Annotated in this window: 21 protein-coding genes; 8 read left to right on the forward strand and 13 right to left on the reverse strand. The window is 67.0% G+C overall.

Annotated elements, in window-relative coordinates; translation table 11 throughout:
• Window positions 1-52: 52 nt before the first annotated feature.
• The 4 genes from flgA (at window position 53) to C1932_RS09625 (ending at window position 2,726) form a co-directional block, all read left to right on the forward strand.
• The gene (gene flgA / locus C1932_RS09610) at window positions 53-700 is read left to right on the forward strand and encodes a flagellar basal body P-ring formation chaperone FlgA (RefSeq protein WP_199912030.1); all 648 of its coding nucleotides are present in this window, start codon (window positions 53-55) and stop codon (window positions 698-700) included.
• A 75-nt stretch (window positions 701-775) separates the two neighbouring features.
• Entirely contained in the window at window positions 776-1,081 is a 306-nt protein-coding gene (gene flgM, locus C1932_RS09615) for a flagellar biosynthesis anti-sigma factor FlgM (RefSeq protein WP_108761966.1), read from the forward strand.
• On the forward strand, window positions 1,078-1,416 hold the full coding sequence (locus tag C1932_RS09620; RefSeq protein WP_108749585.1) for a flagellar protein FlgN: 339 nt from the start codon (window positions 1,078-1,080) through the stop codon (window positions 1,414-1,416). Before flgM ends, C1932_RS09620 begins: the two co-directional genes overlap by 4 nt.
• 92 nt (window positions 1,417-1,508) lie before the next feature.
• Window positions 1,509-2,726, forward strand: a complete 1,218-nt coding sequence (locus C1932_RS09625; protein WP_108749586.1) for an ATP-binding protein — start codon at window positions 1,509-1,511, stop codon at window positions 2,724-2,726.
• A gap of 106 nt (window positions 2,727-2,832) precedes the next feature.
• Here the strand turns inward: C1932_RS09625 and C1932_RS09630 are convergent, their stop codons facing one another.
• The gene (locus C1932_RS09630) at window positions 2,833-4,608 is read right to left on the reverse strand and encodes an EAL domain-containing protein (RefSeq protein WP_108749587.1); all 1,776 of its coding nucleotides are present in this window, start codon (window positions 4,606-4,608) and stop codon (window positions 2,833-2,835) included.
• 3 nt (window positions 4,609-4,611) lie between these two features.
• Window positions 4,612-6,714 (reverse strand): PAS domain-containing sensor histidine kinase, encoded by a 2,103-nt coding sequence (locus C1932_RS09635; RefSeq protein ID WP_108761967.1) that lies wholly within the window; start codon window positions 6,712-6,714, stop codon window positions 4,612-4,614.
• 133 nt (window positions 6,715-6,847) lie between these two features.
• Here C1932_RS09635 and C1932_RS09640 point away from each other — a divergent pair, with 133 nt between their 5' ends.
• On the forward strand, window positions 6,848-9,586 hold the full coding sequence (locus C1932_RS09640) for an EAL domain-containing protein (RefSeq protein WP_108761968.1): 2,739 nt from the start codon (window positions 6,848-6,850) through the stop codon (window positions 9,584-9,586).
• Window positions 9,587-9,717: 131 nt separating this feature from the next.
• On the opposite strand, the gene C1932_RS09645 is transcribed toward C1932_RS09640, so the two are convergent.
• The 7 genes from C1932_RS09645 to C1932_RS09675 form a co-directional block, all read right to left on the reverse strand.
• Complete coding sequence (locus tag C1932_RS09645; RefSeq protein WP_108761969.1) at window positions 9,718-10,245, reverse strand: hypothetical protein; 528 nt, start codon at window positions 10,243-10,245, stop codon at window positions 9,718-9,720.
• Window positions 10,246-10,313: 68 nt separating this feature from the next.
• A complete protein-coding gene (locus C1932_RS09650) occupies window positions 10,314-10,526 on the reverse strand; it encodes a hypothetical protein (RefSeq protein WP_108756150.1) in 213 nt (70 codons plus the stop codon).
• A gap of 98 nt (window positions 10,527-10,624) precedes the next feature.
• Entirely contained in the window at window positions 10,625-11,815 is a 1,191-nt protein-coding gene (locus tag C1932_RS09655) for a methyl-accepting chemotaxis protein (protein ID WP_108749595.1), read from the reverse strand.
• A 181-nt stretch (window positions 11,816-11,996) separates the two neighbouring features.
• Window positions 11,997-12,611 (reverse strand): high frequency lysogenization protein HflD, encoded by a 615-nt coding sequence (hflD, locus tag C1932_RS09660; protein ID WP_108753063.1) that lies wholly within the window; start codon window positions 12,609-12,611, stop codon window positions 11,997-11,999.
• Window positions 12,608-13,750, reverse strand: coding sequence for a tRNA 2-thiouridine(34) synthase MnmA (mnmA, locus tag C1932_RS09665; RefSeq protein WP_108761970.1), 1,143 nt, complete (start codon window positions 13,748-13,750; stop codon window positions 12,608-12,610). The genes hflD and mnmA overlap by 4 nt, the downstream gene beginning before the upstream one ends.
• Window positions 13,747-14,190, reverse strand: a complete 444-nt coding sequence (locus tag C1932_RS09670; protein WP_108763408.1) for an NUDIX hydrolase — start codon at window positions 14,188-14,190, stop codon at window positions 13,747-13,749. Before C1932_RS09670 ends, mnmA begins: the two co-directional genes overlap by 4 nt.
• Window positions 14,191-14,209: 19 nt before the next feature.
• A complete protein-coding gene (locus C1932_RS09675) occupies window positions 14,210-14,704 on the reverse strand; it encodes a hypothetical protein (protein ID WP_108761971.1) in 495 nt (164 codons plus the stop codon).
• A gap of 98 nt (window positions 14,705-14,802) precedes the next feature.
• On the opposite strand from C1932_RS09675, the gene clpS reads away from it, so the two are divergent.
• The 3 genes from clpS to C1932_RS09690 all read left to right on the forward strand — a co-directional run bounded on the left by clpS (window position 14,803) and on the right by C1932_RS09690 (window position 18,308).
• On the forward strand, window positions 14,803-15,129 hold the full coding sequence (clpS, locus tag C1932_RS09680; protein ID WP_108749599.1) for an ATP-dependent Clp protease adapter ClpS: 327 nt from the start codon (window positions 14,803-14,805) through the stop codon (window positions 15,127-15,129).
• 443 nt (window positions 15,130-15,572) lie between these two features.
• Window positions 15,573-17,855, forward strand: a complete 2,283-nt coding sequence (gene clpA / locus C1932_RS09685; RefSeq protein ID WP_108761972.1) for an ATP-dependent Clp protease ATP-binding subunit ClpA — start codon at window positions 15,573-15,575, stop codon at window positions 17,853-17,855.
• A gap of 168 nt (window positions 17,856-18,023) precedes the next feature.
• Window positions 18,024-18,308 (forward strand): HigA family addiction module antitoxin, encoded by a 285-nt coding sequence (locus C1932_RS09690; RefSeq protein WP_108756153.1) that lies wholly within the window; start codon window positions 18,024-18,026, stop codon window positions 18,306-18,308.
• 61 nt (window positions 18,309-18,369) lie between these two features.
• On the opposite strand, the gene C1932_RS09695 is transcribed toward C1932_RS09690, so the two are convergent.
• The 4 genes from C1932_RS09695 to C1932_RS09710 form a co-directional block, all read right to left on the reverse strand.
• Window positions 18,370-18,759, reverse strand: a complete 390-nt coding sequence (locus C1932_RS09695; protein ID WP_108761973.1) for a hypothetical protein — start codon at window positions 18,757-18,759, stop codon at window positions 18,370-18,372.
• Window positions 18,760-18,960: 201 nt separating this feature from the next.
• On the reverse strand, window positions 18,961-19,179 hold the full coding sequence (gene infA, locus C1932_RS09700) for a translation initiation factor IF-1 (RefSeq protein WP_005409596.1): 219 nt from the start codon (window positions 19,177-19,179) through the stop codon (window positions 18,961-18,963).
• An 86-nt stretch (window positions 19,180-19,265) separates the two neighbouring features.
• The gene (gene aat, locus C1932_RS09705; RefSeq protein ID WP_108763409.1) at window positions 19,266-20,006 is read right to left on the reverse strand and encodes a leucyl/phenylalanyl-tRNA--protein transferase; all 741 of its coding nucleotides are present in this window, start codon (window positions 20,004-20,006) and stop codon (window positions 19,266-19,268) included.
• A gap of 57 nt (window positions 20,007-20,063) precedes the next feature.
• Window positions 20,064-21,188, reverse strand: a complete 1,125-nt coding sequence (locus tag C1932_RS09710) for a GNAT family N-acetyltransferase (RefSeq protein ID WP_108761974.1) — start codon at window positions 21,186-21,188, stop codon at window positions 20,064-20,066.
• Between the last annotated feature and the right edge of the window lie 143 nt (window positions 21,189-21,331).

A 21,331-nucleotide genomic window follows, 5' to 3' on the forward strand; every position in this document is an offset into this window, starting at 1 on the left:
TTGCATCTTTCCGGTCCAGGTCCCATCGAACACAGGAGGCGCCATGCGCCGGATGACATTGCTAGTAGCCGCCGCGCTTGCGCTGGCCGCGCCGTGGGCGCAGGCCGCGCAGTGGCAGCCGGTGGCCAGCATCCGTGCCGCAGCGCTGTCGACCCTGGCGGCCGGTAGCGAAGGCGAGGCCATCGTGGCCGATGCGCTGCGCCTGCCGCAGTGTGGCAAGCCCTTGGCGGTGCAGCCCACCGCCAACACCACTGTCGAGGTCAGTTGCCCGGATGCGGGCGGCTGGCGCCTGTTCGTGCCGGTGAAGGTGCGGCACAACCAGACCGTGCTGGTGCTGACCCGTGGCATTGCCACTGGAGAAACCATCAGCGCGGCCGATATCAGCACTGCCACGCGTGACGCGGCCCGTATTGCCGGCGCCGTGCTGGCCGATCCGGCCGCGGCGGTGGGGCGCATCGCGCGCCGCCCGCTGGCCGCCGGCAGCCTGCTGTCGGGCAATGATCTTCTGGCCCAGCGTCTCATCAAGCGCGGAGACAATGTGGCCCTGGTCGCCCGCACCGGCGCCGTGGAAGTGCGTATTGCCGGCCGGGCCCTGGGCGATGCCGGGCACAACGACCGCGTTTCGGTCGAAAACCTGTCCACCCGCCGCATCGTGCAGGGCGTGGTGGATGCGGCCGGTGACGTAATCGTGGCGCGTTGAAAAAGTTTGGAAAATCCCTAAAGATCACGGCCCAGCCGCCGTTATCCCTTGTGTACGGCAACTCCAGGACACCCCATGAGCCAGAAAATCGACGGCAATCTGCAGATCCCGCAGGCCCTGCGCGGCGTGACGCCCCCGGCCAGCAAGCCCGGCGTCAGCAGCGATTCGGCTGCCCGCCCGGTGGAAGCAGCTGACAGCCTGCGCCTGACCGGCGAAGCGACCAACCTGCAGGCCATCGAACGCGACCTGAGCACCGCCCCGGCGATCGACGCCCAGCGCGTGGCCGCAGTGCGCGAATCGCTGCAGAACGGCACCTACAAGATCAATCCAGACGCGATTGCTTCGCGCATGCTCGAGCTGGACCAGCAGCTGCAGGGATGAGCGCGGCCATGAGCGAGCCGCTGCAGCGCCTTGCCGAAGCCCTGGACGTTGAACGCCAGGCCTTGGTCGAGCACGACGTGCATGCGTTGATCCGCGCCACCGGGGCCAAGCTGGAAGCGCTGCGTGCGCTGGAAGGCACGCCGCCGGTCGGGCAGGGCGAGCAGCTGCAGGAACTGGCCGAGCGCAATCGCGCCAACGGCGTGCTGCTGTCGCGCCGTCGCCGCGAGGTCAACTGGGCGCTGCGCCAGCTCGGTCGCACCGAAGACGCCTCGGCTTACGACGCCAAGGGCCAGTCGCACACCGTTACCGCGCGCCGGCCGCTGGCCGTCGCCTGATTCCCCAGCGGCCGCTGGCCGCCACCGGGCGGGCTGTGACCCGCAGCCGGAGCGCGTATATTGGGCGCCTGTTCGCAAGCCCCCGAGTCGCCGTGTCCGCCGCCAACGCCCTGGTTACCGCCCCCCTTCCTTCCCAGCCCGTGCTGCAGGCCCTGTTGGAACGCCTGCGCGAAGGGCTGTTGCTGTTCACCGCAGACGGGCAGGTGGCGTTGGCCAACCCGGCCGCCCAGCACCTGCTGGGCAACGCCGACAGTGCAGCGGCACCGGCCCAGCGCCTGCGCGAGCTGCTGCCCCCCGACGCCCTTGAACAGGCCCGGCAGCAGGGCGCGTGGAGTGGCAGCCTGCCGCTGGGCGAGGGCGTGGTCATCGCCCATCTGTACCACCATGGCGAAGGCGGTCAGAGCCATTACTTGGCGCTGTTCCAGCGCATTGAAGGGCAGGAAGACTATGAGCGCGAGCTGCAGCAGCGCCATGCCGAACTGCGCCAGGCCTATCTGCGTCTGAACGGTACCCAGGAAAAGCTGCTGCAGTCGGAAAAGATGGCCTCCATCGGCCAGCTGGCCGCTGGCGTGGCGCACGAGATCAACAATCCCATCGGTTACGTGCACTCCAACCTGGGCAGCCTGCAGGAATACCTGCGCAGTCTGTTCACGGTGATCGAAGCCTACGAACGTGCCCTGCGCGCGCCCGATCCGAAGGCATTGATTCCGGAAATCGACGATATCCGTGACCGCCTGGACATCGATTTCATCAGCCGCGACCTGCCGCAGCTGATGGCCGAATCACGCGAAGGCATCGAGCGGGTGACCCGCATCGTGCGCGACCTGAAGGACTTCTCGTATTCCGGCCGCGACGAGTCGTGGAAGCTGGTGGACCTGCATGCCGGCCTTGAATCGACCATCAACATCATCTGGAACGAGCTCAAGTACAAGGTCACCCTGGAACGCCAGTTCGGCCAGCTGCCGCTGGTGGAATGCCTGCCTTCGGAACTGAACCAGGTGTACATGAACCTGCTGCTCAACGCAGGCCATGCCATTGCAGAGCGCGGCACCATTACCGTGCGTACCGGCGTGGATGGCGAGACCGTATGGGTGGAGTTCGAAGATACCGGCGGCGGCATTTCGCCGGAACTGCGCCAGCGCATCTTCGATCCGTTCTTCACCACCAAGCCGGTGGGCAGCGGCACCGGGCTGGGCCTGTCGATTTCCTACAGCATCATCAACAAGCACCACGGCCGCATCGATCTGGACAGCACCCCGGGGGTCGGCTCGCGTTTCCGCGTGGTACTGCCGATCAAGCAGCCGCGCTGACCGCGCTTCTGTAGAGTCGAGCCATGCTCGACTGCTTTTTTGTAGAGTCGAGCCATGCTCGACTGCTTTTTGCCGCAGTCGAGCATGGCTCGACTCTACAGATCGGTCACCGCAACGGCGAACGATCCTCGCCACCCTCCAGCGGCTCGGCCAGCGCCGGGCCTGCATTGCTGCGGCGTTGCTCTTCGTACGTGCGGAACGCCTGGTGGATGTGCTTGCGCAGCTCGTCATCGTTCCACGGCTTGGTCAGGAAGCGATAGATCGCACCGCGGTTGATCGCATCGGTCACCGTGTTCAGATCGGTGTAGCCGGACAGCACCAGCCGGATCGTGTCCGGGTACAGCATCTTCACCCGGCCCAGGAATTCGGTGCCGCTCATGTCGCTCATGCGCTGGTCGGACAGGATCACCTGCACGTCGTTGATCGCCAGCAGATCGAACGCGTCGCGCACGTTGCCGGCGGCCAGGATGCGGTAACCGTCGCGGCGGAACAGGCGCACCAGCGAACGCAGCACGTTTTCCTCGTCATCCAGCAGCAGCAGGGTGCGGTCAGGGCGCGTTTCGGCGAAGGCTTCCGGGCGCAGGTAGCGGCGGCGCAGGGTCATGCCGGCGGCATCGGCCGACATCGGCTCGCCGAACAGATAGCCCTGGAACACATCGCAGTCGTTGCGGCGCAGGAAGCCCAGCTGGGCCTGTGATTCCACGCCGTTGGCAATGACCGTCATGCCCAGCTGGTGGCCCATGGCGATGATGGCGCGGGCGATGGCCGCCTCGCGGTTACCGGCCGGGGCGCTCTTGATGAAGCTGCGGTCGATCTTCAGCTTGTCCACCGGGTAGCGCACCAGCGCGCTCAGGCTGGAATCGCCGGTGCCGAAGTTGTCCAGGCTCAGGCTGATGCCTTCATTGCGCAGGTTGGCCAGGGTTTCGTGCACGAAATTGACGTTGTTGGTCAGCGCGCTTTCGTTGATCTCCAGCGTCAGCATGTGCGCCGGCACGCCGGCGGCCTGCATCAGCGACATCACCTCGGCGAAGAAGTTCGGGCGCAGCAGCTGCAGGGTGGACACGTTCACTGCAATGGTGAAATCGTCAAAGCCCTGGTCGCGCCACAGACGCGCCTGCTTCAGTGCGCCTTCCAGCACCCACGTGCCGATCTGCACGATGATGCCCAGCCGTTCGGCGGTGCGCATGAAGCGCTCCGGCACCAGCATGCCCAGGGTGGGCGACTGCCAGCGCAGGAGCGCTTCCATGCCCACCACGTGGCCGTCGCGCGCGCTCACCAGCGGCTGGTAACGCAGCTTCAGTTCGCCATTGGGAATGGCATCGACAATCTGCCGGGCGATGATGCTTTCACTGTGCGCGCTGGGCGGGGTGTCCACCGCGTGGATGCGCACCGCGTTGCCGCCTTCGCGGGCTGCCTGGTAGAGCGCATCTTCGGCGTGGTCCAGCAGCCGCGATGCACTGCTGGCATGTTCCGGGCACAGGCTCACGCCCAGCTTGCCGGTCATGAACAGGGTGTACGGCAGTACAGAGAGCGGCAGCTCCATCTGCTGGCGGATCTCTTCGGCGAAGTCTTCCGGCAGCGGCAGGTCGGCGGTGCGCGGTACGGCAATCAGGAATTCATCGCTGCCATGCCGCCACAGCTTGCCGCGCCCGCGCAGGTAGGACTGCAGGCGCTGGGCCACCAGCACCAGCGCCTGGTCACCCACTTCGGCGCTCATGTTCTCGTTCACCGAAGCGAAGTGGTCGATGTCCACGTGCATCAGCATCAGCGGGGTGCCGCCAGAGGCTGCCTCGGCCACCATGGCCTGCAGTTCGGGGTTGCCGGCGCCCAGCCGGTCGGGGGCATCGTCAATGCTGACCGGGGGCAGGTTGGGGTTCCACATGGTTCAGTGTTCCGGAGACTCGACGGCCACCGTGATGGCAGCCTGGTAAGGAAGGTGGACGTCGACCAGGGTGCCGGCACCGTGCGCCGAAGCGATATGCACGTGGCCGCCCACGCTCTGCGCGCGCTCGCGCATCACGATCAGGCCCAGGCCGCGCGGGCCATCGGGGTCGAAGCCTTCGCCGTCATCGCGGATCTGCAGGTGCAGTCCGCGCTGGCCCAGATCGCGCAACTGCAGCTGCACCTGGCTGGCGCGCGCGTGGCGCAGGGCGTTGGTCAGGCTTTCCTGGGCAATGCGGAAGCAGGCCTGTTCGATGCTGTTGTCCGGGCGGGTGGGCAGGGCGTCGATGTCGGCCAGCAGTTCCACCGGCGACGAGCGGAACAGCACCCGCGCCTGCCAGCTCAGCGCGGCCTCCAGGCCCAGCGCATCCAGTTGTGGCGGACGCAGCAGGGTGGAGATGTCGCGCAGCTTGGCCACGGTGGTGTCGGCGAGGCTGACGATCTGCGCCAGGTCCTCGCCGCGGCGGGCGGGGTCCTGCTCGTCCTGCGCGGCGTAGGCCGACAGTTTCATGGCGGTGATCGCCTGGCCGATGTCATCGTGCAGGTCGCGCGAGATCGCCCGGCGCTCGTCCTCCTGCAGCGAGAACAGGCGCCCGGCCATGGCCTGCAGTTCGCGGTTGCTGTTTTCCAGCGCGCTGCGGGTGCGTTCGGCCTCACTCAGGTCGCGCACGATCAGCAGCTTGCAGTCGCGGCCACCGTAGCGCACCTCACCCACCGCCAGGCCGGCATGGAAGTGGCGGCCGTCGGCGCGCTGCATGACCGCCACGCTGCTGTGGCCCGGGCTGTGCTGCGGCTGGCCGGCCCGCAATTGGGCGCGCACCCGCTGCAGATCGGCGCCGTTCACCAGCGCCGACAGCGGCTCGCCCAGCAGCGCATGGCTGCCATAGCCGAACAGGGCTGCGGCCCACGCATTGGCGTACAGCACATGCTCTTCGGACAGGATCACCACGCCGTCGGGCAGCACCCGCACCAGCTCGCGGAACTGTTCTTCGCGCTCACGCAGCAGGCGCCGCGACTGCTCGCGCTCGGTCACGTCCTGCAGCGTGCCCAGCACGCGTTCGCGGCCGGCTTCGTCGCGGCCACTGGTCGCGCGCAGGTGCACCATCAGGGCGCGCCCATCCATGGCCAGCAGCGGCAGCAGCACATCCACCTGGACCGGTTCGCCGGCACACAGGTCGGCCAACAGCTGTTCGGTCTGAGCTGCAGTGGCCGGGTCGGCCGGCACCAGCAGTTCGACGAAGCGGTGCCAGCGCCGGGCCTCGGGCGGGCGCCGCCCCAGCAGATGGTAGACCTGGTTGGAATAGCGGCCCAGCCCGCTGGCGGGGTCCAGTTCCCAGGCGCCGATACGCGCCAGCTCGTGGGCTTCCTCCACCCGCGCCAGCGCCTGGTCGCGGCGCAGCTGCGCCAGGTCTTCGGCGGTGCGATCGATGGCGATCAGCAGGCGGGCGTTGTGGCCGTCATAGTCGATGGCATTGGAACGCAGCTCCATCTGCCGCAGGCTGCCGTCGCGCAGCTGCAGCTGCGCGCGCAGGATGCACAGCTGCTCGGGCGCTTCGCGGATCGCCTCCAGCTTGGTCTGCAGCGCCTGGTCCTGGCCGGGCGGCCACAGGATCTCGATGGTGCGGGCCAGCAGTTCCTCGCGCTCCCAGCCGAAGGCCAGGCATGCCGCGGGGTTGGCATCCAGGATGGCCAGGCTGTCCAGGTCATACACCAGGATCGGCCCGGGGTTGCCCTCGAACATCTGCCGCAGGCGGGTCTCGGACATCTGCAGCCGCGCATGGGTGGCCAGCACGTGCTCGGCCAGTGGTCGCAGCAGCAGGTAGAGCAGGCCGGCGCTGGCGAAGACGAAGAACGCGCCCTTCACGCTCTGCCAGAAGGCGGCCTGCTGGGGGTCCAGCACGAACCCGTTCACCGCGCCATCGGAGGCAATGATCCAGGCCAGCGCCATCATCAGATAGCTCAGCACCACCCGGCGGCGGTCGCGCCGCAACGACTGCGCCATCCGCAGGGCGGAATCTGGGTCGGTGCCGGTCGGGTCTGCGGGCATGGACAGGGGCAGTAGGGAGGGGCGCCAGCCATCTTACAGCGCGGGTGTGCGATGGCCACTCAATTATCCCCGCGGCGGGCCGTTAAGGACTGCATGCCCCGCTGTCGGGCGCGTCTTTCCGGAGCTAGATCGCGTGGACCAAGGGATCATCGCCAGCCTGCTGCAGCATCCGCTCGCGTCGGCACTGGTCATCGTCGACCGCAGTGGCCGCCCGCTGGCGGCCAATCCGGCCGCGCGCGAACATGGGCTGCCGGCCACCTTGGCGGCCTATGCCCCCATGCTGGAAGACCTGCGCCTGCTGGCAGCCGACGGCGGCATCGTGCCGTGCTCGCTGCCCGGCGGGCCGCAGGGGCACTACGACGGCCACCTGCGCGCCGTGCACGATGGCAATGGCAACCTGCTGGCCTTCACCCTCAGCGTGCCTGAGCCGGTACCGCTGACCGGCGGCGGGCGCTGGGCGCTGGCCCTGGAAAGTGCCGGCCACAGCCTGTGGGACTGGGATATTCCCAGCGACCGCGTGCTGCGCACGCCCGCCCTTGGCGACGAAAGCGCTACCGACGTGCTGGGCCGGGTCCACCCGGACGACATCGCCGATGTGCGCGCGGAGCTGGACGAGCACCTGCGCGGGCACAGCGAGCAGTACAGCGCGCAGTTCCGCTTCCGCCAGGGCGATGGCCACTGGCGCTGGGTGCTGGATCGCGGCCGGGTGGTGGCGCGTACCGCCGACGGCCAGCCGCTGCGCATGGTCGGCACCCATACCGATATCGAACAGCAGAAGCAGCTGGAAGCGCTGCTGCAGGAACAGCAGCTGCACCTGAGCGAGGCCCAGCGCATCGCCAGCATGGGCAGCTGGTCGTTCGACCCGCAGAACCACCGCTTCTGGTGGTCGCCCGAGCTGCGCTCGCTGCTGGCGCTGGAGCAGGGCAGCGTGCCCGGCCAGCGGCGCTGGCTGAAGCAATTGCATCCGCGCTCGCGCGGCGCGCTGCGTGCCGCGTGGCGGCGCCTGTGGCGCGACGGCCGCGCCGCGAACCTGGACCTGGAACTGACCCGCGGCAGCGAGCCCTCGCAGCACCTGCGCCTATGGATGCAGCCGCTGCTGGACATGGACGGGCAGCCCAAGCGCCTGCTCGGCCAGGTGCAGAACATCACCGAACAACACCAGACCGACGCGCTGATCCGCTGGCGCACCGAGCTGCTCAATCGCGTGTCGGCGCTGGGGCGTATTGGCGGCTGCGAAATCGAAGTGTCCACCCGGCACATGCAGTGGACCGAGGAGTGCTACCGCATCCACGGCCTGCGCAAGGAACCGATCACGCTGGACCAGGCGCTGGCGCTGTACACCGAGGACTCGCGCAACGCGTTCGAGTCCGCGCTCGGCCGCATTTCCAACGGTGGGCTGCCCGAGCAATTGGACCTGTGCTTCTACCGTCAGTCCGGCCTGCGTGTGTGGGTGCAGGTGCTGATCGAACTGGATCGACGCGACGGCCTGCCGGCCCGCTACGTGGTCCTGTTCCGTGACATCACCCGCGAACGCGAGGCCAGCGAGCGCATCGAGCTGCTGGCTCACTACGACCTGCTGACCGGCCTGCCCAACCGGGTACTGCTGGGCGAGCAGACCGCCGAAGCCATCGAAGAGGCGCGTGACCGTGGCACTTCGTTGGCGATGCTGTTCATCGACTTGGACGGTTTCAAGAACATCAACGACAGCTTCGGCCACGCCACCGGCGATGCGCTGCTGAAGGCCGCTGCAACCCGCCTGCACCAGAACCTGCGCAACAACGACCTGTTCGGCCGCTTCAGTGGTGACGAATTCATCGTGGTGCTGCGCGACCTGGCCGAGCCGGAGGACGCCGGCCATGTGGCACGCAAGCTGATCGGCTCGCTGGCCGAGCCGCTGCGCCGTGGCGACACCACCCTGAAGGTCGGTGCCAGCGTCGGCATCGCCATGCTGGGTGAATCACAGACCGATTTCGACTCGCTGCTGCGCGCCGCCGATGCGGCCATGTATGCGGCCAAGGAAGCTGGGCGCAACACCTATCAATACTACAGCCAGGACGCGCTGGCCCGCATCCAGCGCCGCCTGGAGATCGAACACGGCCTGCACGGCGCGATCGAGCGCGAAGAGTTCAGCCTGGCCTACCAGCCGCTGTTGCACGCACACAACGGCGAACCGCCGGCAATCGAAGCGCTGCTGCGCTGGCACCGCCCCGGCATCGGCTACTGCAGCCCGGCCGAGTTCATTCCCATCGCGGAAAAGTGCGGCGAAATCGTCCGCATCGGCGATTGGGTGCTGAACGAGGCCTGCCGCCAGGCTGCAGCGTGGGACCGCGCGGGTCTGTGCTTCGAACGCGTGGCGGTGAATGTGTCGGCCGTGCAGTTGCGCGACCGGGGCTTTGCCGAGCGCGTGATCGAGATCTGCCACGCTCACGGCTGGCCGCCGCAGCGGCTGGAACTGGAACTGACCGAGTCGGCGCTGATCCGTGACACCGACATCCTGCGCCATTGTTTCGATGTGCTGGAACGGCATGGCGTACCGCTGGCGGTGGATGATTTCGGTACCGGCTTCTCCAACCTGAACTATCTGAATCGTTTCCCGGTGGGACGGCTGAAGATCGACCGCAGCTTCGTGCAGGGCATGCTGCACGACTCGGGTACGGCCGAAGTGACCCAGGCCATCGTGCACCTGGGCCACGCCCTGGGCATGAAGGTGGTGGCCGAAGGCGTGGAAACGCACCAGGAAGAAGACATGCTGCGCCGCCAGGGCTGCGACGAGATCCAGGGCTACCTGTATTCACGCCCGCTCAGCCCGCGCGACCTGGCGCAGTGGCTGCGCCAGCAGCACGCCGGCAACGAAGTCGCCCTGGCCCGCTGACGGCGCCCCCGCCGCCGCACGTGCGCGCGCGCAATCACCCATCCACTCACGGCATGGATCTACGGTAGGTGCCAACCTTGGTTGGCACGCACGCGTGCGCTCGCAATCACCCATCCACGCATGGCGTGGATCTACCGGGGCGGGTCCTTGAACTGGCAAGGGAATTCGTTGCGCACCCGTGCGCGCACCGCCTCCACTACATTGGCATAGCGCCGGCGCTGGATGCGGTAACCGATATAGAACAACAGCGGCACCGCCAATATCGGCCACGCCACCGGGCGCAGCAGCACGATCGGCACCAGCAGTACGGTCAAGATCGTCGCAAACCAGCTGCAGCGGCCGAGCACACGTACCTCGCGGCGCCGTTTGTCCACCACGATCTGGCCGTGCAGCAAGGGAAAGTAGCGGCCACCGAAGCCAGGCGCGAAGCTCTCACGGAATGCAACGCTGCCGTCGGGCAGGTCGCGGAATGCCAGGCGCGCCCACCGCTCGGTCGGAAGATCGTATTCCAGCCCGCCCAGCGAAAGTCGCTTCAGATCGTCGGGTGCAGCGGCAATGCGCTGGTTGAACAGTACGATGCCGGTGCGGAAGAACAGCGGAGCCCACGCCAAAAGAAGCAGCAACTCGATCAGCATCAATGCGATCAGGGCGATGGCCATCGGTCATCCATGAACGGGACTGGGGGCATCATGCCATGGGCGCAGGCCCATCCACGCAGGGCGTGGATCTACAACGCGTCGCCGCCCAGGCCGAGGTCCCAGGCCAGGCTCATCAGGGCGTCGGTCTGGGCCGGCGGGGCGGGGCGGGCATCGGCCAGGCGCTGCAGCTCCTGGATCTCCTCGCGCGCCACGTCCTCCAGCTGCTGCAACTGCTCGCGCACACTCGGGTTGCGCGGGCGTTGGCTGGCATCGATGGGGGGCAGGGCGCGGATCAGGGTCATGCTGCGCGGGTCGGCGTGGTCCAGAGCTAGCGTACAGGCAAAGGCCCCAGAACTACCGGGGCCTTCGGCGCTGCCGGAAAAGGCAGCGGACATCAGGGTCAGAACAGCTCGACCGTACCGGCGCCCATGTTCTGCTGGGCAACCGGCTTGTGCGGCGGACGTTCCCATTCGCTGCGCAGGTCGCGCAGTCGGTTGCCGGTGCGCTGCAGGGCGGTGGCGATCTCTTCGTCGAACACGCCGCCATTGCGGTGCAGCAGCTCCTGCAGGGCCACGGCCTCACGGTTGATCGCGGTCAGGCGATCCAGGTGGGTGTGCACGCCGCCCAGTGCCTGGGTGGCAATGTCTTCGAACTGCAGGGCGCGCACGGCCTCGGCTACGCTGCCGTCGATCGAGCGGGCGCATTCGGAGACTTCGCGCATGCCATCGCCCAGCGACGCGTTGATCTGCGCCACGTTGTCGAGCATGGTTGCCGCTTCCTGGCGCGCTTCGCGGGACCGGTCCATGTCACGCGACGCCATGTGCGAGACGGTCTCGCGCACCTTGGCAATGGCGTCCTTGGAACTGTGCGCCAGCTTGCGGATCTGTTCGTTGAAGGTGGTCGAACGCTCGGACAGATTACGCACTTCGTCAGCCACCACCGCGAAGCCACGCCCGGCTTCACCGGCACGGGCTGCTTCGATGGCCGCGTTCAGTGCCAGCAGGTTGGTCTGGTCGGCAATCGACTTGACGTCTTCCAGCAGGGCGAAGATGCCGTCCAGGTGCTGCGCCATCTGGTCGATGTGCTGCACGGTGGTGCTGCTCTGGCCGCTCACCTGTTCCAGCGCCTCCACCAGCTGTTCCATGCGGTTGCTGGCGTGCTGGGCGAAGCGGGCGACGTCGAGGCCGGCACTGCCTTCATCGCCGGCGCGGTCGACGATGCGCGACAGGGCCTGGCTCTGCTGGCGGGACTTGCGGTTCATGGCATCGAAGCTGCCCCCCAGGCTGGACACTGCCTGGCGGATCAGGTCACGGGCGCGTTCGACTTCGCCACGCGAGCCGTCGATTTCGTTGCCGACAAAGCTGCGCAGTTCGGTCAGCAGCTGGTCCTGCTCACGCAGGACACGGGCATGTTCCGGGGAACGATGGGCCTGGGCACGGGTGGTCCACCACGCGAAGCCGAGCCAGCTCAGCGTCATCGTGGTCAGGATCGCCCAGCGCAGGGCGGCCGGCCATTCGAAACCGATGGCGAAGGGGAGCAGCAGGGTCAGAGCCAGGGGGGCGGCCAGACGGATGAAAATGCGTGAGTACATGGACGTTCTCGGGAGGTGCACGGAGGATGTATCGGCCGTACCCCCTTTCTCTTTAACGTCGATGTGCTTTCTGAATGCGCCGGATTTCTGGCGCCATTCTGGGTGGTGGGGTCAGAGCCCTTTTCCGGGGAAAAGGGATCTGACCCCGGGGCAGACGACCCCGGCCTCTGACCCCCGGCCCTCAGGCCAGCAGGCGGTCCACCGCCTCGATCATGGCCTTGCGCCCGATCAGGAAGTCCCAGTAGCTGCCACCCACCTGCCGCCACAGCACCGCGGCGCGCACGGCGGCCAGCAGCAGGGCGCGGATCTCGGCCACCACCCCGGCCTGGGCCAGGTAATGCGGGTTGCCCTGCACCATCACCCGCGGCTTCAGGTGGCTGATGGTGTCGGCATACAGGCCGCCCAGGTTGGCCAGCACGTCTGGGTGCCCGCTGTCGCCCAGCTCGGCGGCCTGCTGCTGGGCACGCTCGATGCCCGAAGCCACCTTGTTCACGGTGGCCCCGTCCTGAACGAAGCGGCGTTCCAGCTGCAGCACCGACAGGGCCAGCTTGGGCAGCACCGGGTCCTGGCCCTGGTTGCGGAAATAGTTGTGCAGCAGGCGCAGGCCACTCTTCAGCGCATGGCGGTCACCAAAGACATCCTGCGGCGAGCCGGCATCGATGCGGAACACACTGTCCACCGCGGTACGCACGGCAGAGGCGTCGGAATGGCCGGTATCGGCGATACGGCGGACCTGCTGCAGGGCCTGGGCAATGCCGGCCAGGGCCAGTACGCGGTCGTCGACAGTGAAACTCATGCAGCAATTACCTCGAAAGGAGAAGGGGTGGTGCGCAGGCGCTGTTCCAGCGGCGCATCGGTGGCGGCGATCACCGCACCGCCCAGGCAGACCTCACCGTCATACAGCACCAGCGACTGGCCGGGGGTGACGGCGCGCTGCGGCCGGGCGAAGGTGACCAGCACGCTGCCATCGTCCAGCACCTCCACCGTGCACGGTTCATCGGGCTGGCGGTAGCGGGTCTGTGCCGTGCATTCGAAGCGCCGGGCCGGCGGCGCGCCGGCAATCCAGTGCGCGGTTTCCGAGCGCAGGCGGTTGGACAGCATCCACGGGCTTTCCCGGTCCTGGTCCACGTACAGCACGTTGCTGGCCACATCCTTGCCCACCACGTACCACGGCGCCGCCGGGCGGCCACGTACGCCGCCGATGTTCAGGCCTTCGCGCTGGCCCAGGGTGAAATAGAACACGCCGGGGTGCTCGGCAATCACGCTGCCATCGGCCGGGTCCAGAATCTGGCCCGGGCGCGCGGGCAGGTAGCGGCCCAGGAATTCGCGGAAATCGCGCTCGCCAATGAAGCAGATGCCGGTGGAATCCTTCTTGGCATGGGTGGGCAGGGCGACGTCGCGGGCGATGCGCCGCAGATCGCTCTTTTCCAGGTCACCAATCGGGAACAGGGTCGCGGCCAGCTGTGCCTGCCCCAGCTGGTGCAGGAAGTAGCTCTGGTCCTTGCTGCGGTCGGCGCCGCGCAGCAGCAGCCATTGCTGGCCGCGCTGGGCCACCCGCGCGTAGTGGCCGGTGGCGATGCGCTCGGCGCCCAGCTCGCGGGCGGCGTCCAGGAAGTGCTTGAACTTCACCTCGCGGTTGCACAGCACGTCCGGATTGGGGGTGCGGCCGGCCGCGTACTCGGCCAGGAAGTGCTCGAACACGCCCTGCCAGTATTCGCTGGAGAAATCGCGGAAGTGGAACGGGATGCCCAGCAGGCCGCAGACTGCCACCGCGTCGCGGCGGTCATCCTCGGCGCGGCAGTCGCCGCTGCCATCGTCGGCCCAGTTCTGCATGAACAGACCGGCCACGGCCTCGCCCTGCTGCACCAGGCGCCAGGCGGCCACCGACGAATCCACGCCGCCAGACACCCCCACCATCACCCGTGGGCTGCTCATGCGACCTCCTGCACCAGATGCAGCGGGTGGCGCTGGCCGGCCAGGTAGTCGGCCAGCACGCGCCAGACCAGTGGGCTGCGCAGGCGCTCGCCGGCGGCCTGCAGCTCATCGGGGGTCATCCACAGGGCGCGGTCGATGCCGGTATCCAGCGGTTGCGCCGGGTCATGGCTGATCGGGCGGGCGGCATAGCAGAACCGCAGGAACACGGTGCCGTCGCCGGCGGTCCACTGGTAGCAGCCGATGAAATCGGTCAGCGCCACGGTCCAGCCAGTTTCTTCCAAGGTTTCACGCAGCGCCGCCTGGGCCAGGCTCTCGCCGGGCTCCAGGTGGCCCGCCGGCTGGTTCAGCACGGCGCGGCCCTCGATGGTTTCTTCCACCAGCAGCACGCGGCCGCCATCGACCACCACGGTGGCGACGGTGGCGTGGGGTGCCCAGCGCATGTCCTGCGGGGTATTCAATTCAGAGGTCGTCCTTCTTGGTCAGTTCCAGTTCCATCGCATCGGCGGTACGGATCGCCGCGTCGATGGCATCGCTCAGCTGCTCAGTGCTGGCATCGGCATCAATCTTGACCACGAACATCGCGGTCGTGCCCTGCTTCACCCAGCCGCCCATCTTGGCGTCCTGCGAATCTTCCAGCAGACGGTTGGCCACCTCGGCCGGGAACTGCTTGCTCTTGCCGGTGTAGCCAGGTGACCAGATCTCGCGGATGTTGTGGGTGCCGAAATCTTCCACGGCCGAGCGCACGTACACGATCTGGGTACGGTCGCCTTCCACGTCGAACACCATCTGGTAATCGCCGTCTTGGTCAACTTCGTAGGTATAGCCCAACTTGTCCAGGTGGCGCCCGATGGCGGCATCGGCCTTGGCCGCGCTGTTGCCGGCGGCGTTGGCCGCGGCGGCCATGGCCGGGGTGGCCAGGGCGATCAGCAAGGCGGGCAGAAGGATCCTTTTCATGAAATTCCTGTGAAAAACGTTGGGGAAGGCGCTAATTGTGACGGTGCCGGTGCGTGTCGTCCATTCTGCGGCTGGCCGCCAGCGCTTATAATAGGCGGATGCCCCGCGAGTCTTCCCCCGATTCCCACCACGAGCACGGCCTTGCCGTGGAGCCCGCGCGCCCGGAAGTGGCGCCGCCGCCGTTCTACCAGGTCATGCTGCTCAACGACGACTACACCCCGATGGATTTCGTGGTGGATGTGCTGCAGCAGTTCTTCACCATGGACCTGGACAAGGCCACCCAGGTGATGCTGCACGTCCACACCCGTGGCCGCGGCGTCTGCGGGGTATTCACCCGCGAAGTGGCCGAGACCAAGGTGGCCCAGGTCAACGAGTACTCGCGCATGAACCAGCACCCGCTGCTGTGCACGATGGAAAAGGCCTGAGCCGACTGCCCCGTAGAGTCGAGCTTGCTCGACTGCCGCAGCGCCCCCGTAGAGTCGAGCTTGCTCGACTGCTCTTACCAACAGCAGTCGAGCAAGCTCGACTCTACGACGGTCTTGGTCGCGCGCCCCAATGGCAGCGACGCTCAGGGCCACGCAACCCCGGTCCAGCACCACGCCTTGGTCGCGCCACGCGCCGCCGCCCCGCTGGCCGCTCCGCGCCACAGCCTGCGTGCTCTCCTTCAAAGCCATGGGGATGGTCCATTCACATCACAATCGCCCGCGCCTCGGGTAGGGTGCGCTCTGCCCCCCGTGGGCTGCCCGTGGAGTGAATGATGATCAAGCGGTTTGCACTGCTAACGCCATCTGAACGCTGCAATCCGCTAGGGTGATGGAAATCGCGTAGTCAGGCCGCATATTGTCTCCAACTGCCGCCGGAGTAATCCATGTTCAGCAAAGACCTCGAACACACCATCGGCCAGTGCTACAAGCGCGCCCGTGAGGCCCGGCATGAGTTCATGACGGTCGAACACCTGCTGTTGGCACTGCTCGACAACCCCTCCGCCCAGGCGGTCCTGAAGGCCTGTGGCGCCGACGCCGAGCGCCTGCGCCAGGAGCTGGAACAGGCCATCGAGGCCTCGGTGTCCCGCTTGGCCGAAGATGATGGCCGCGATACCCAGCCCACCCTGGGCTTCCAGCGCGTGCTGCAGCGGGCCGTGTACCACGTGCAGTCCTCGGGCAAGAAGGAAGTGACCGGCGCCAACGTGCTGGTGGCGATCTTCGGCGAAAAGGACTCCCATGCGGTCTATTACCTCAACCAGCAGGATGTCACCCGGCTGGACGTGGTCAATTACCTCTCCCATGGCATCGCCAAGCTGGGCGAGGAGGGCGAACAGCCGTCCTCCCCGGAAAGCGAGGGCCGCATGGAGGGCGGTGAGGGCGAGCCCAAGGGCGACGCGCTGACCGAATTTGCCAGCAATCTGAACGACCAGGCCCGCGTCGGCCGAATCGACCCGCTGGTCGGCCGTGCCGACGAGATCGAGCGCACCATCCAGGTCCTGTGCCGCCGCCGCAAGAACAACCCGCTGTACGTGGGCGAGGCCGGCGTAGGCAAGACCGCGATCGCCGAGGGTCTGGCCCGCCGCATCGTGGAAGGCTCGGTGCCCGACGTGCTGGCCGATGCCATCATCTACTCGCTCGACCTGGGCGCGCTGGTGGCCGGCACCAAGTACCGGGGCGACTTCGAAAAGCGCCTGAAGGGCGTGCTGACGGCCCTGAAGAAGGTGCCCAACGCAGTGCTGTTCATCGACGAGATCCACACCATCATCGGTGCCGGTTCGGCCTCGGGCGGCACCATGGATGCCTCCAACCTGATCAAGCCGGCCCTGGCCTCGGGCGAGCTGCGCTGCATCGGCTCGACCACCTTCCAGGAATATCGCGGCATCTTTGAAAAAGACCGGGCGCTGGCCCGTCGCTTCCAGAAGATCGACATCGTTGAGCCGACCGTGGGTGAAACCTACGAGATCCTGCAGGGCCTGAAGGCCAAGTACGAGGCCCACCATGGGGTCACCTACTCGGACGAAGCGCTGCAGGCCGCCGTGGACCTGTCGGTCAAGCACATCGGCGACCGCCTACTGCCGGACAAGGCCATCGACGTGATTGACGAAGCCGGTGCCCGCCAGCGGTTGATGCCCGAAGGCCAGCGCAAGGAGCTGATCGACGTCGAAGAGGTTGAATCGATCGTGGCCAAGATGGCGCGCATTCCGGCCAAGCAGGTCAGCGCCACCGACAAGGATGTGCTGCAGCACCTGGAGCGCAACCTGAAGATGGTGATCTTCGGCCAGGATCCGGCCATCGACACCCTGGCGTCGGCCATCAAGCTGGCCCGCTCGGGCCTGGGCAACCCGGAAAAGCCAATCGGCAACTTCCTGTTCGCCGGCCCCACCGGCGTGGGCAAGACCGAAGTGACCAAGCAGTTGGCCCTGCAGCTGGGCATCGAGCTGGTGCGCTTCGACATGTCCGAGTACATGGAGCCGCATTCGATCAGCCGCCTGATCGGTGCGCCTCCGGGTTACGTCGGTTTCGACCAGGGCGGCCTGCTGACCGAAAAGATCGTGAAGACGCCGCACTGCGTGCTGCTGCTGGACGAAATCGAGAAGGCGCACCCGGACATCTTCAACATCCTGTTGCAGGTGATGGACCGCGGCGTGCTGACCGACACCAACGGTCGCGAAGCCAACTTCAAGAACGTGGTGCTGGTGATGACCACCAATGCCGGCGCGGCCCAGGCCTCGCGGCGTTCGATCGGTTTCACCAAGCAGGACCATGCCACCGACGCGATGGAGACCATCCGTCGCGCGTTCACCCCGGAATTCCGCAACCGCCTGGACGCGGTGGTGCAGTTCCAGGCGCTGGGCTTCGAGCACATCCTGCGCGTGGTGGACAAGTTCCTGATCGAGCTGGAAATGCGCCTGCAGGAAAAGCACGTCAGCCTGTCGGCCACCCCGACCGCGCGCGACTGGCTGGCCCACCATGGTTTCGATCCGCTGATGGGCGCACGGCCGATGGCCCGCGTCATCCAGGACAAGATCAAGCGTCCGCTGGCCGACGAACTGCTGTTCGGCAAACTGGTGAACGGTGGCAAGGTCAGCATCGACGTTCGCGACGACGAACTGGTGGTGGAAACCCAGGCCGAGCCCGAGCGGCTGCTGCCGGCCACGGTGGAATAAGACCAGCGGCCGGGGTGATGCCCGGCCACTGTTGGGGGGGGAGGCAAGGGCGGCTTCGGCCGCCCTTTTTTGTGCGCGGTTGTCGCTGGCTGCCTTGCCCGGTGCTGGGATCGATGGGAGTGTCTGGCGTTCAGCAATGCCATTCCGGCGACCCATTGTGAGGCGCACATGATTCACCATCATCCCCATCCAGGCGAAACTCTCAAGGCCATGGTGTTCGATCCGGTCTCGCTGTCCGTCACCGAGGCCGCCGAGCGCCTGGTCATGTCGCGTGTTGCGCTGTCCCGTGTCATCAACGGCAAAGCGGGAATCAGTCCCGATCTCGCGATTCGGCTGGAGCTTGCCGGCGTCAGTACGGCGGTGTTCTGGATGGGCCTGCAGTCGAACTACGATCTCTGGCTGGCGCGGCAGCGCGCGCAACCGAATGTGCAGTCGCTTGTAGCGGCGCGCTAGCGCCTGCGCTTCGTCGCTGCATCAACAAGGGCGGCTTCGGCCGCCCTTGTTGTGCGCCTCATCAGCGGCTTCGCTGGCGCGCCTTCTGCTTGAAGGTGTCGGCATCAATGGCTTCCACGCGGGCCACGGTGCACTGCCCGCGGTCGGTCTGCAGCTGGGTGCGCCCGGCCCCGCAGACCTGTCCGGGTTGGCCGTCGGTGCTGAAGGCCAGCTTGCGCGAGTATGCGGCCTTGGAGCAGTCTTCCTGAAAGTAAACCCGATAGTGCGCTTCGCCGTTGCGTAGCAGCACATCGCGCGATGCGTTGGCGCGGACCAGTTGCTGGTCGTTGCCCAGTTGAACGCAGTCGCCCACGCTGGCAGCGGGGGCATCGGCCGCCGTAGCGGTGGCGGACAAGGTGCCGGCAGACAGCGCGGCGGCAGCAATCAGGGCGTGAAGGCGGGGCGTGTTCATGGCGGGGCAGGGGTGGCGGTCCGGACTGGACCGGGTGCCACGATGCCGCCATCGGTACGAATGCGAATCTGCCGCAAGCACGGCTGACCGATGCCACGGTGAGCTCGGTCACGGTGACCTCCGGCAGGGCCGGATGGCAGGCATGACAAAAGGCCAGCAACCAGGGCTGGCCTTGTCGGGGTGGCGCAGTGCGCCGACCGCTTACTTCATGCGGTAGGTGATACGACCCTTGGTCAGGTCGTACGGGGTCATTTCAACCTTGACCCGGTCACCGGTGAGGATGCGGATGTAGTTTTTGCGCATGCGGCCGGAGATGTGGGCGATGATTTCGTGCCCATTTTCCAGGCGAACGCGGAAAGTGGTGTTCGGCAGCGTCTCGCTGACGGTGCCCTCGAACTCGATGGAATCGTCTTTCGACATGTAGTCCTGTGCGGTTCAGAAAACGGCCACGCTGGGCCTAAGGCGCAGTATTTTACGCGCACTCGCGCCAGCTTGCAAAGTTTGTGTTAACCCCCGGCCAGGGCGCGCGCAGGCAGGCGCCCCAGGGCCTGGGTCCAGGGGCTCTCGCGCCCCGGCTGCTGCACGGCATGGCGCATTTGCTGCAGGAATTCCCGGCGCGGCAGGTGGATCGCGCCCATCCGCAGCAGGTGCGGGTTCTCCACCTGGGCATCAATCAGCGGCCAGCCCCAATCGTTCAGCGTGGCCGCCAGTGCCGCCAGTGCCACCTTGGAGCCGCCACTGGCGCCGCTGAACATGCTTTCGCCGAAAAACATCTGGCCAATGGCGACACCATAGATGCCGCCGACCAGATCCTGCCGGTCCCAGACCTCGAAAGAGTGGGCAAAGCCCAGATCGTGCAGATGGCTGTAGGCGTCGACCATGGCGGGGCTGATCCAGGTGCCATCCTGGCCGGCCCGGGGCGCCCCGGCGCAGGCGCGCATGACCTGGGTGAATGCCGTGTCCGCCGTCACTTCCCACGGGCTGGCGCGCAGCTGGCGACGGAAGCGGCTGGACAGATGCACGCCATCGGTGCGGAACACCATGCGCGGATCGGGCGACCACCACAGGATCGGCTCTCCGTCGCTGAACCACGGGAAGATGCCGCCGGCGTAGGCGTTCAGCAGCCGCAGCGGGTGCAGATCGCCACCCACCGCCAGCAGCCCATCGGGCTGGCGCAGTGCAGTTTCAGCGGGCGGGAACGGCGCGTCCGGTGCATCGGCCAGGCGCCATGGCAGCTGGTGGGTCATGCCCGAAGTGTAACGGCCCCCGCAGCCCTGGTAGGTGCCAACCTTGGTTGGCACGCATCACGGCTCGGCGCGGAACGGGCTGTGCGCCTGCAGCGCCTGTTGGTACCGCCGCACATCGCGGCGCTCCTGTCTGCACCAGTCCTGCAGAGCCTCAGCAAACTCCGCATCGGCCACCCAGTGTCGGCTGCGCACCACCGTAGGCAGGAACCCCCGCGCCAGCTTGTGCTCGCCCTGCGCGCCGGGCTCGAAACGGCTCAGCCCCTCGCGCAGGCAGTACTCGATGCCCTGGTAGTAGCAGGCCTCGAAATGCAGGCCGGGCAGGGTGGCGCCACCCCAGTAGCGCCCATACAGCGTGTCCCCGCCGCGCAGGCACAGGGCACCGGCAATCGGCTCGCCGTCCTGCTCGGCCATGAACAGCACCAGCCCGCGGCCCAGTGAAACCGCCAGATGGCGCAGGAAAGCCTCGGTCAGCGCCGGCGCGTTGCCATATTCCAGGAAGGTCTGCAGATAAAAGCGGTACATCGCCTGCAGGTCGGCGCGGCTGGCTTCGTCACCATGTACCACGCGGAAGCTGATGCCTTGGCGGGCGACCTTGGCCCGTTCCTGGCGGATGTTCTTGCGGTGCTTGTGGTTCATCGCGGCCAGGAACTGCTCGAAGGTGGTCCAGTCACCCGGGTTCTGCCATTGGAACTGGATGTCTTCGCGCAGCAGCCAGTCGTCGCTGAAGGCGGCCTCATCGCGGGCGGTGTGGAAATTGATGTGAGCCGAAGAGACCTGCAGTGAGGCCAGGTGCCCGCGAAGCGCCTCCAGTAGTTCGCCGCGCAGCGAATCGTGACGGGCCAGCAGGCGCGGGCCGCTGACGGGCGAGTACGGCACCGCGCCCAGCCATTTCGGGTAATAGTCGCGGCCATGGCGGGCGTAGGCATTGGCCCAGGCATGGTCGAACACGAACTCGCCGTGCGAGTTGCTCTTCAGGTAGCCCGGAATGGCGCCGACCAGCGTGTCGCCCTCCCATAGCGTGAAGTGCTGCGGCTGCCAGCCCCAGTCCTCGCGCAGACAGCCATGTTCTTCAAGCCCGGCCAGGAAGGCGTGGGTGACGAACGGATTGCGGCCGTCGTGCAGGGCATCCCAGTGGGTGGCGGGAATGGCCTGCAGGGAGTCGAGGAGGCGAGGGGAAGGCATGGAAGGAAGGATAGGGCAGATGGAATGCGAACGGGGCTGGCCAGATCGGACCGGCCAGTTTCGGCGGCGCCGTGAGGAAAGTTTGAATTCTCCATACGTGTGCGCCCGGTGCGGAATCACTTGCACTCGGCTCGGCAAGGTAT

It is taken from the genome of Stenotrophomonas sp. YAU14D1_LEIMI4_1 (genome assembly GCF_003086815.1).
Taxonomy (GTDB): Bacteria; Pseudomonadota; Gammaproteobacteria; order Xanthomonadales; family Xanthomonadaceae; genus Stenotrophomonas.

Coding starts and splice junctions, on each gene's coding strand:
- mnmA (WP_108761970.1), bottom strand. CDS start 13,750: ATGAGCAGCCCACGGGTGATGGTGGGGGTGTCTGGCGGCGTGGATTCG.
- C1932_RS09620 (WP_108749585.1), top strand. CDS start 1,078: ATGAGCGCGGCCATGAGCGAGCCGCTGCAGCGCCTTGCCGAAGCCCTG.
- C1932_RS09650 (WP_108756150.1), bottom strand. CDS start 10,526: ATGACCCTGATCCGCGCCCTGCCCCCCATCGATGCCAGCCAACGCCCG.
- C1932_RS09645 (WP_108761969.1), bottom strand. CDS start 10,245: ATGGCCATCGCCCTGATCGCATTGATGCTGATCGAGTTGCTGCTTCTT.
- C1932_RS09710 (WP_108761974.1), bottom strand. CDS start 21,188: ATGCCTTCCCCTCGCCTCCTCGACTCCCTGCAGGCCATTCCCGCCACC.
- clpA (WP_108761972.1), top strand. CDS start 15,573: ATGTTCAGCAAAGACCTCGAACACACCATCGGCCAGTGCTACAAGCGC.
- C1932_RS09635 (WP_108761967.1), bottom strand. CDS start 6,714: ATGCCCGCAGACCCGACCGGCACCGACCCAGATTCCGCCCTGCGGATG.
- infA (WP_005409596.1), bottom strand. CDS start 19,179: ATGTCGAAAGACGATTCCATCGAGTTCGAGGGCACCGTCAGCGAGACG.
- C1932_RS09690 (WP_108756153.1), top strand. CDS start 18,024: ATGATTCACCATCATCCCCATCCAGGCGAAACTCTCAAGGCCATGGTG.
- flgM (WP_108761966.1), top strand. CDS start 776: ATGAGCCAGAAAATCGACGGCAATCTGCAGATCCCGCAGGCCCTGCGC.
- C1932_RS09675 (WP_108761971.1), bottom strand. CDS start 14,704: ATGAAAAGGATCCTTCTGCCCGCCTTGCTGATCGCCCTGGCCACCCCG.
- clpS (WP_108749599.1), top strand. CDS start 14,803: ATGCCCCGCGAGTCTTCCCCCGATTCCCACCACGAGCACGGCCTTGCC.
- C1932_RS09670 (WP_108763408.1), bottom strand. CDS start 14,190: ATGCGCTGGGCACCCCACGCCACCGTCGCCACCGTGGTGGTCGATGGC.
- hflD (WP_108753063.1), bottom strand. CDS start 12,611: ATGAGTTTCACTGTCGACGACCGCGTACTGGCCCTGGCCGGCATTGCC.
- C1932_RS09695 (WP_108761973.1), bottom strand. CDS start 18,759: ATGAACACGCCCCGCCTTCACGCCCTGATTGCTGCCGCCGCGCTGTCT.
- aat (WP_108763409.1), bottom strand. CDS start 20,006: ATGACCCACCAGCTGCCATGGCGCCTGGCCGATGCACCGGACGCGCCG.
- flgA (WP_199912030.1), top strand. CDS start 53: ATGACATTGCTAGTAGCCGCCGCGCTTGCGCTGGCCGCGCCGTGGGCG.
- C1932_RS09655 (WP_108749595.1), bottom strand. CDS start 11,815: ATGTACTCACGCATTTTCATCCGTCTGGCCGCCCCCCTGGCTCTGACC.
- C1932_RS09630 (WP_108749587.1), bottom strand. CDS start 4,608: ATGTGGAACCCCAACCTGCCCCCGGTCAGCATTGACGATGCCCCCGAC.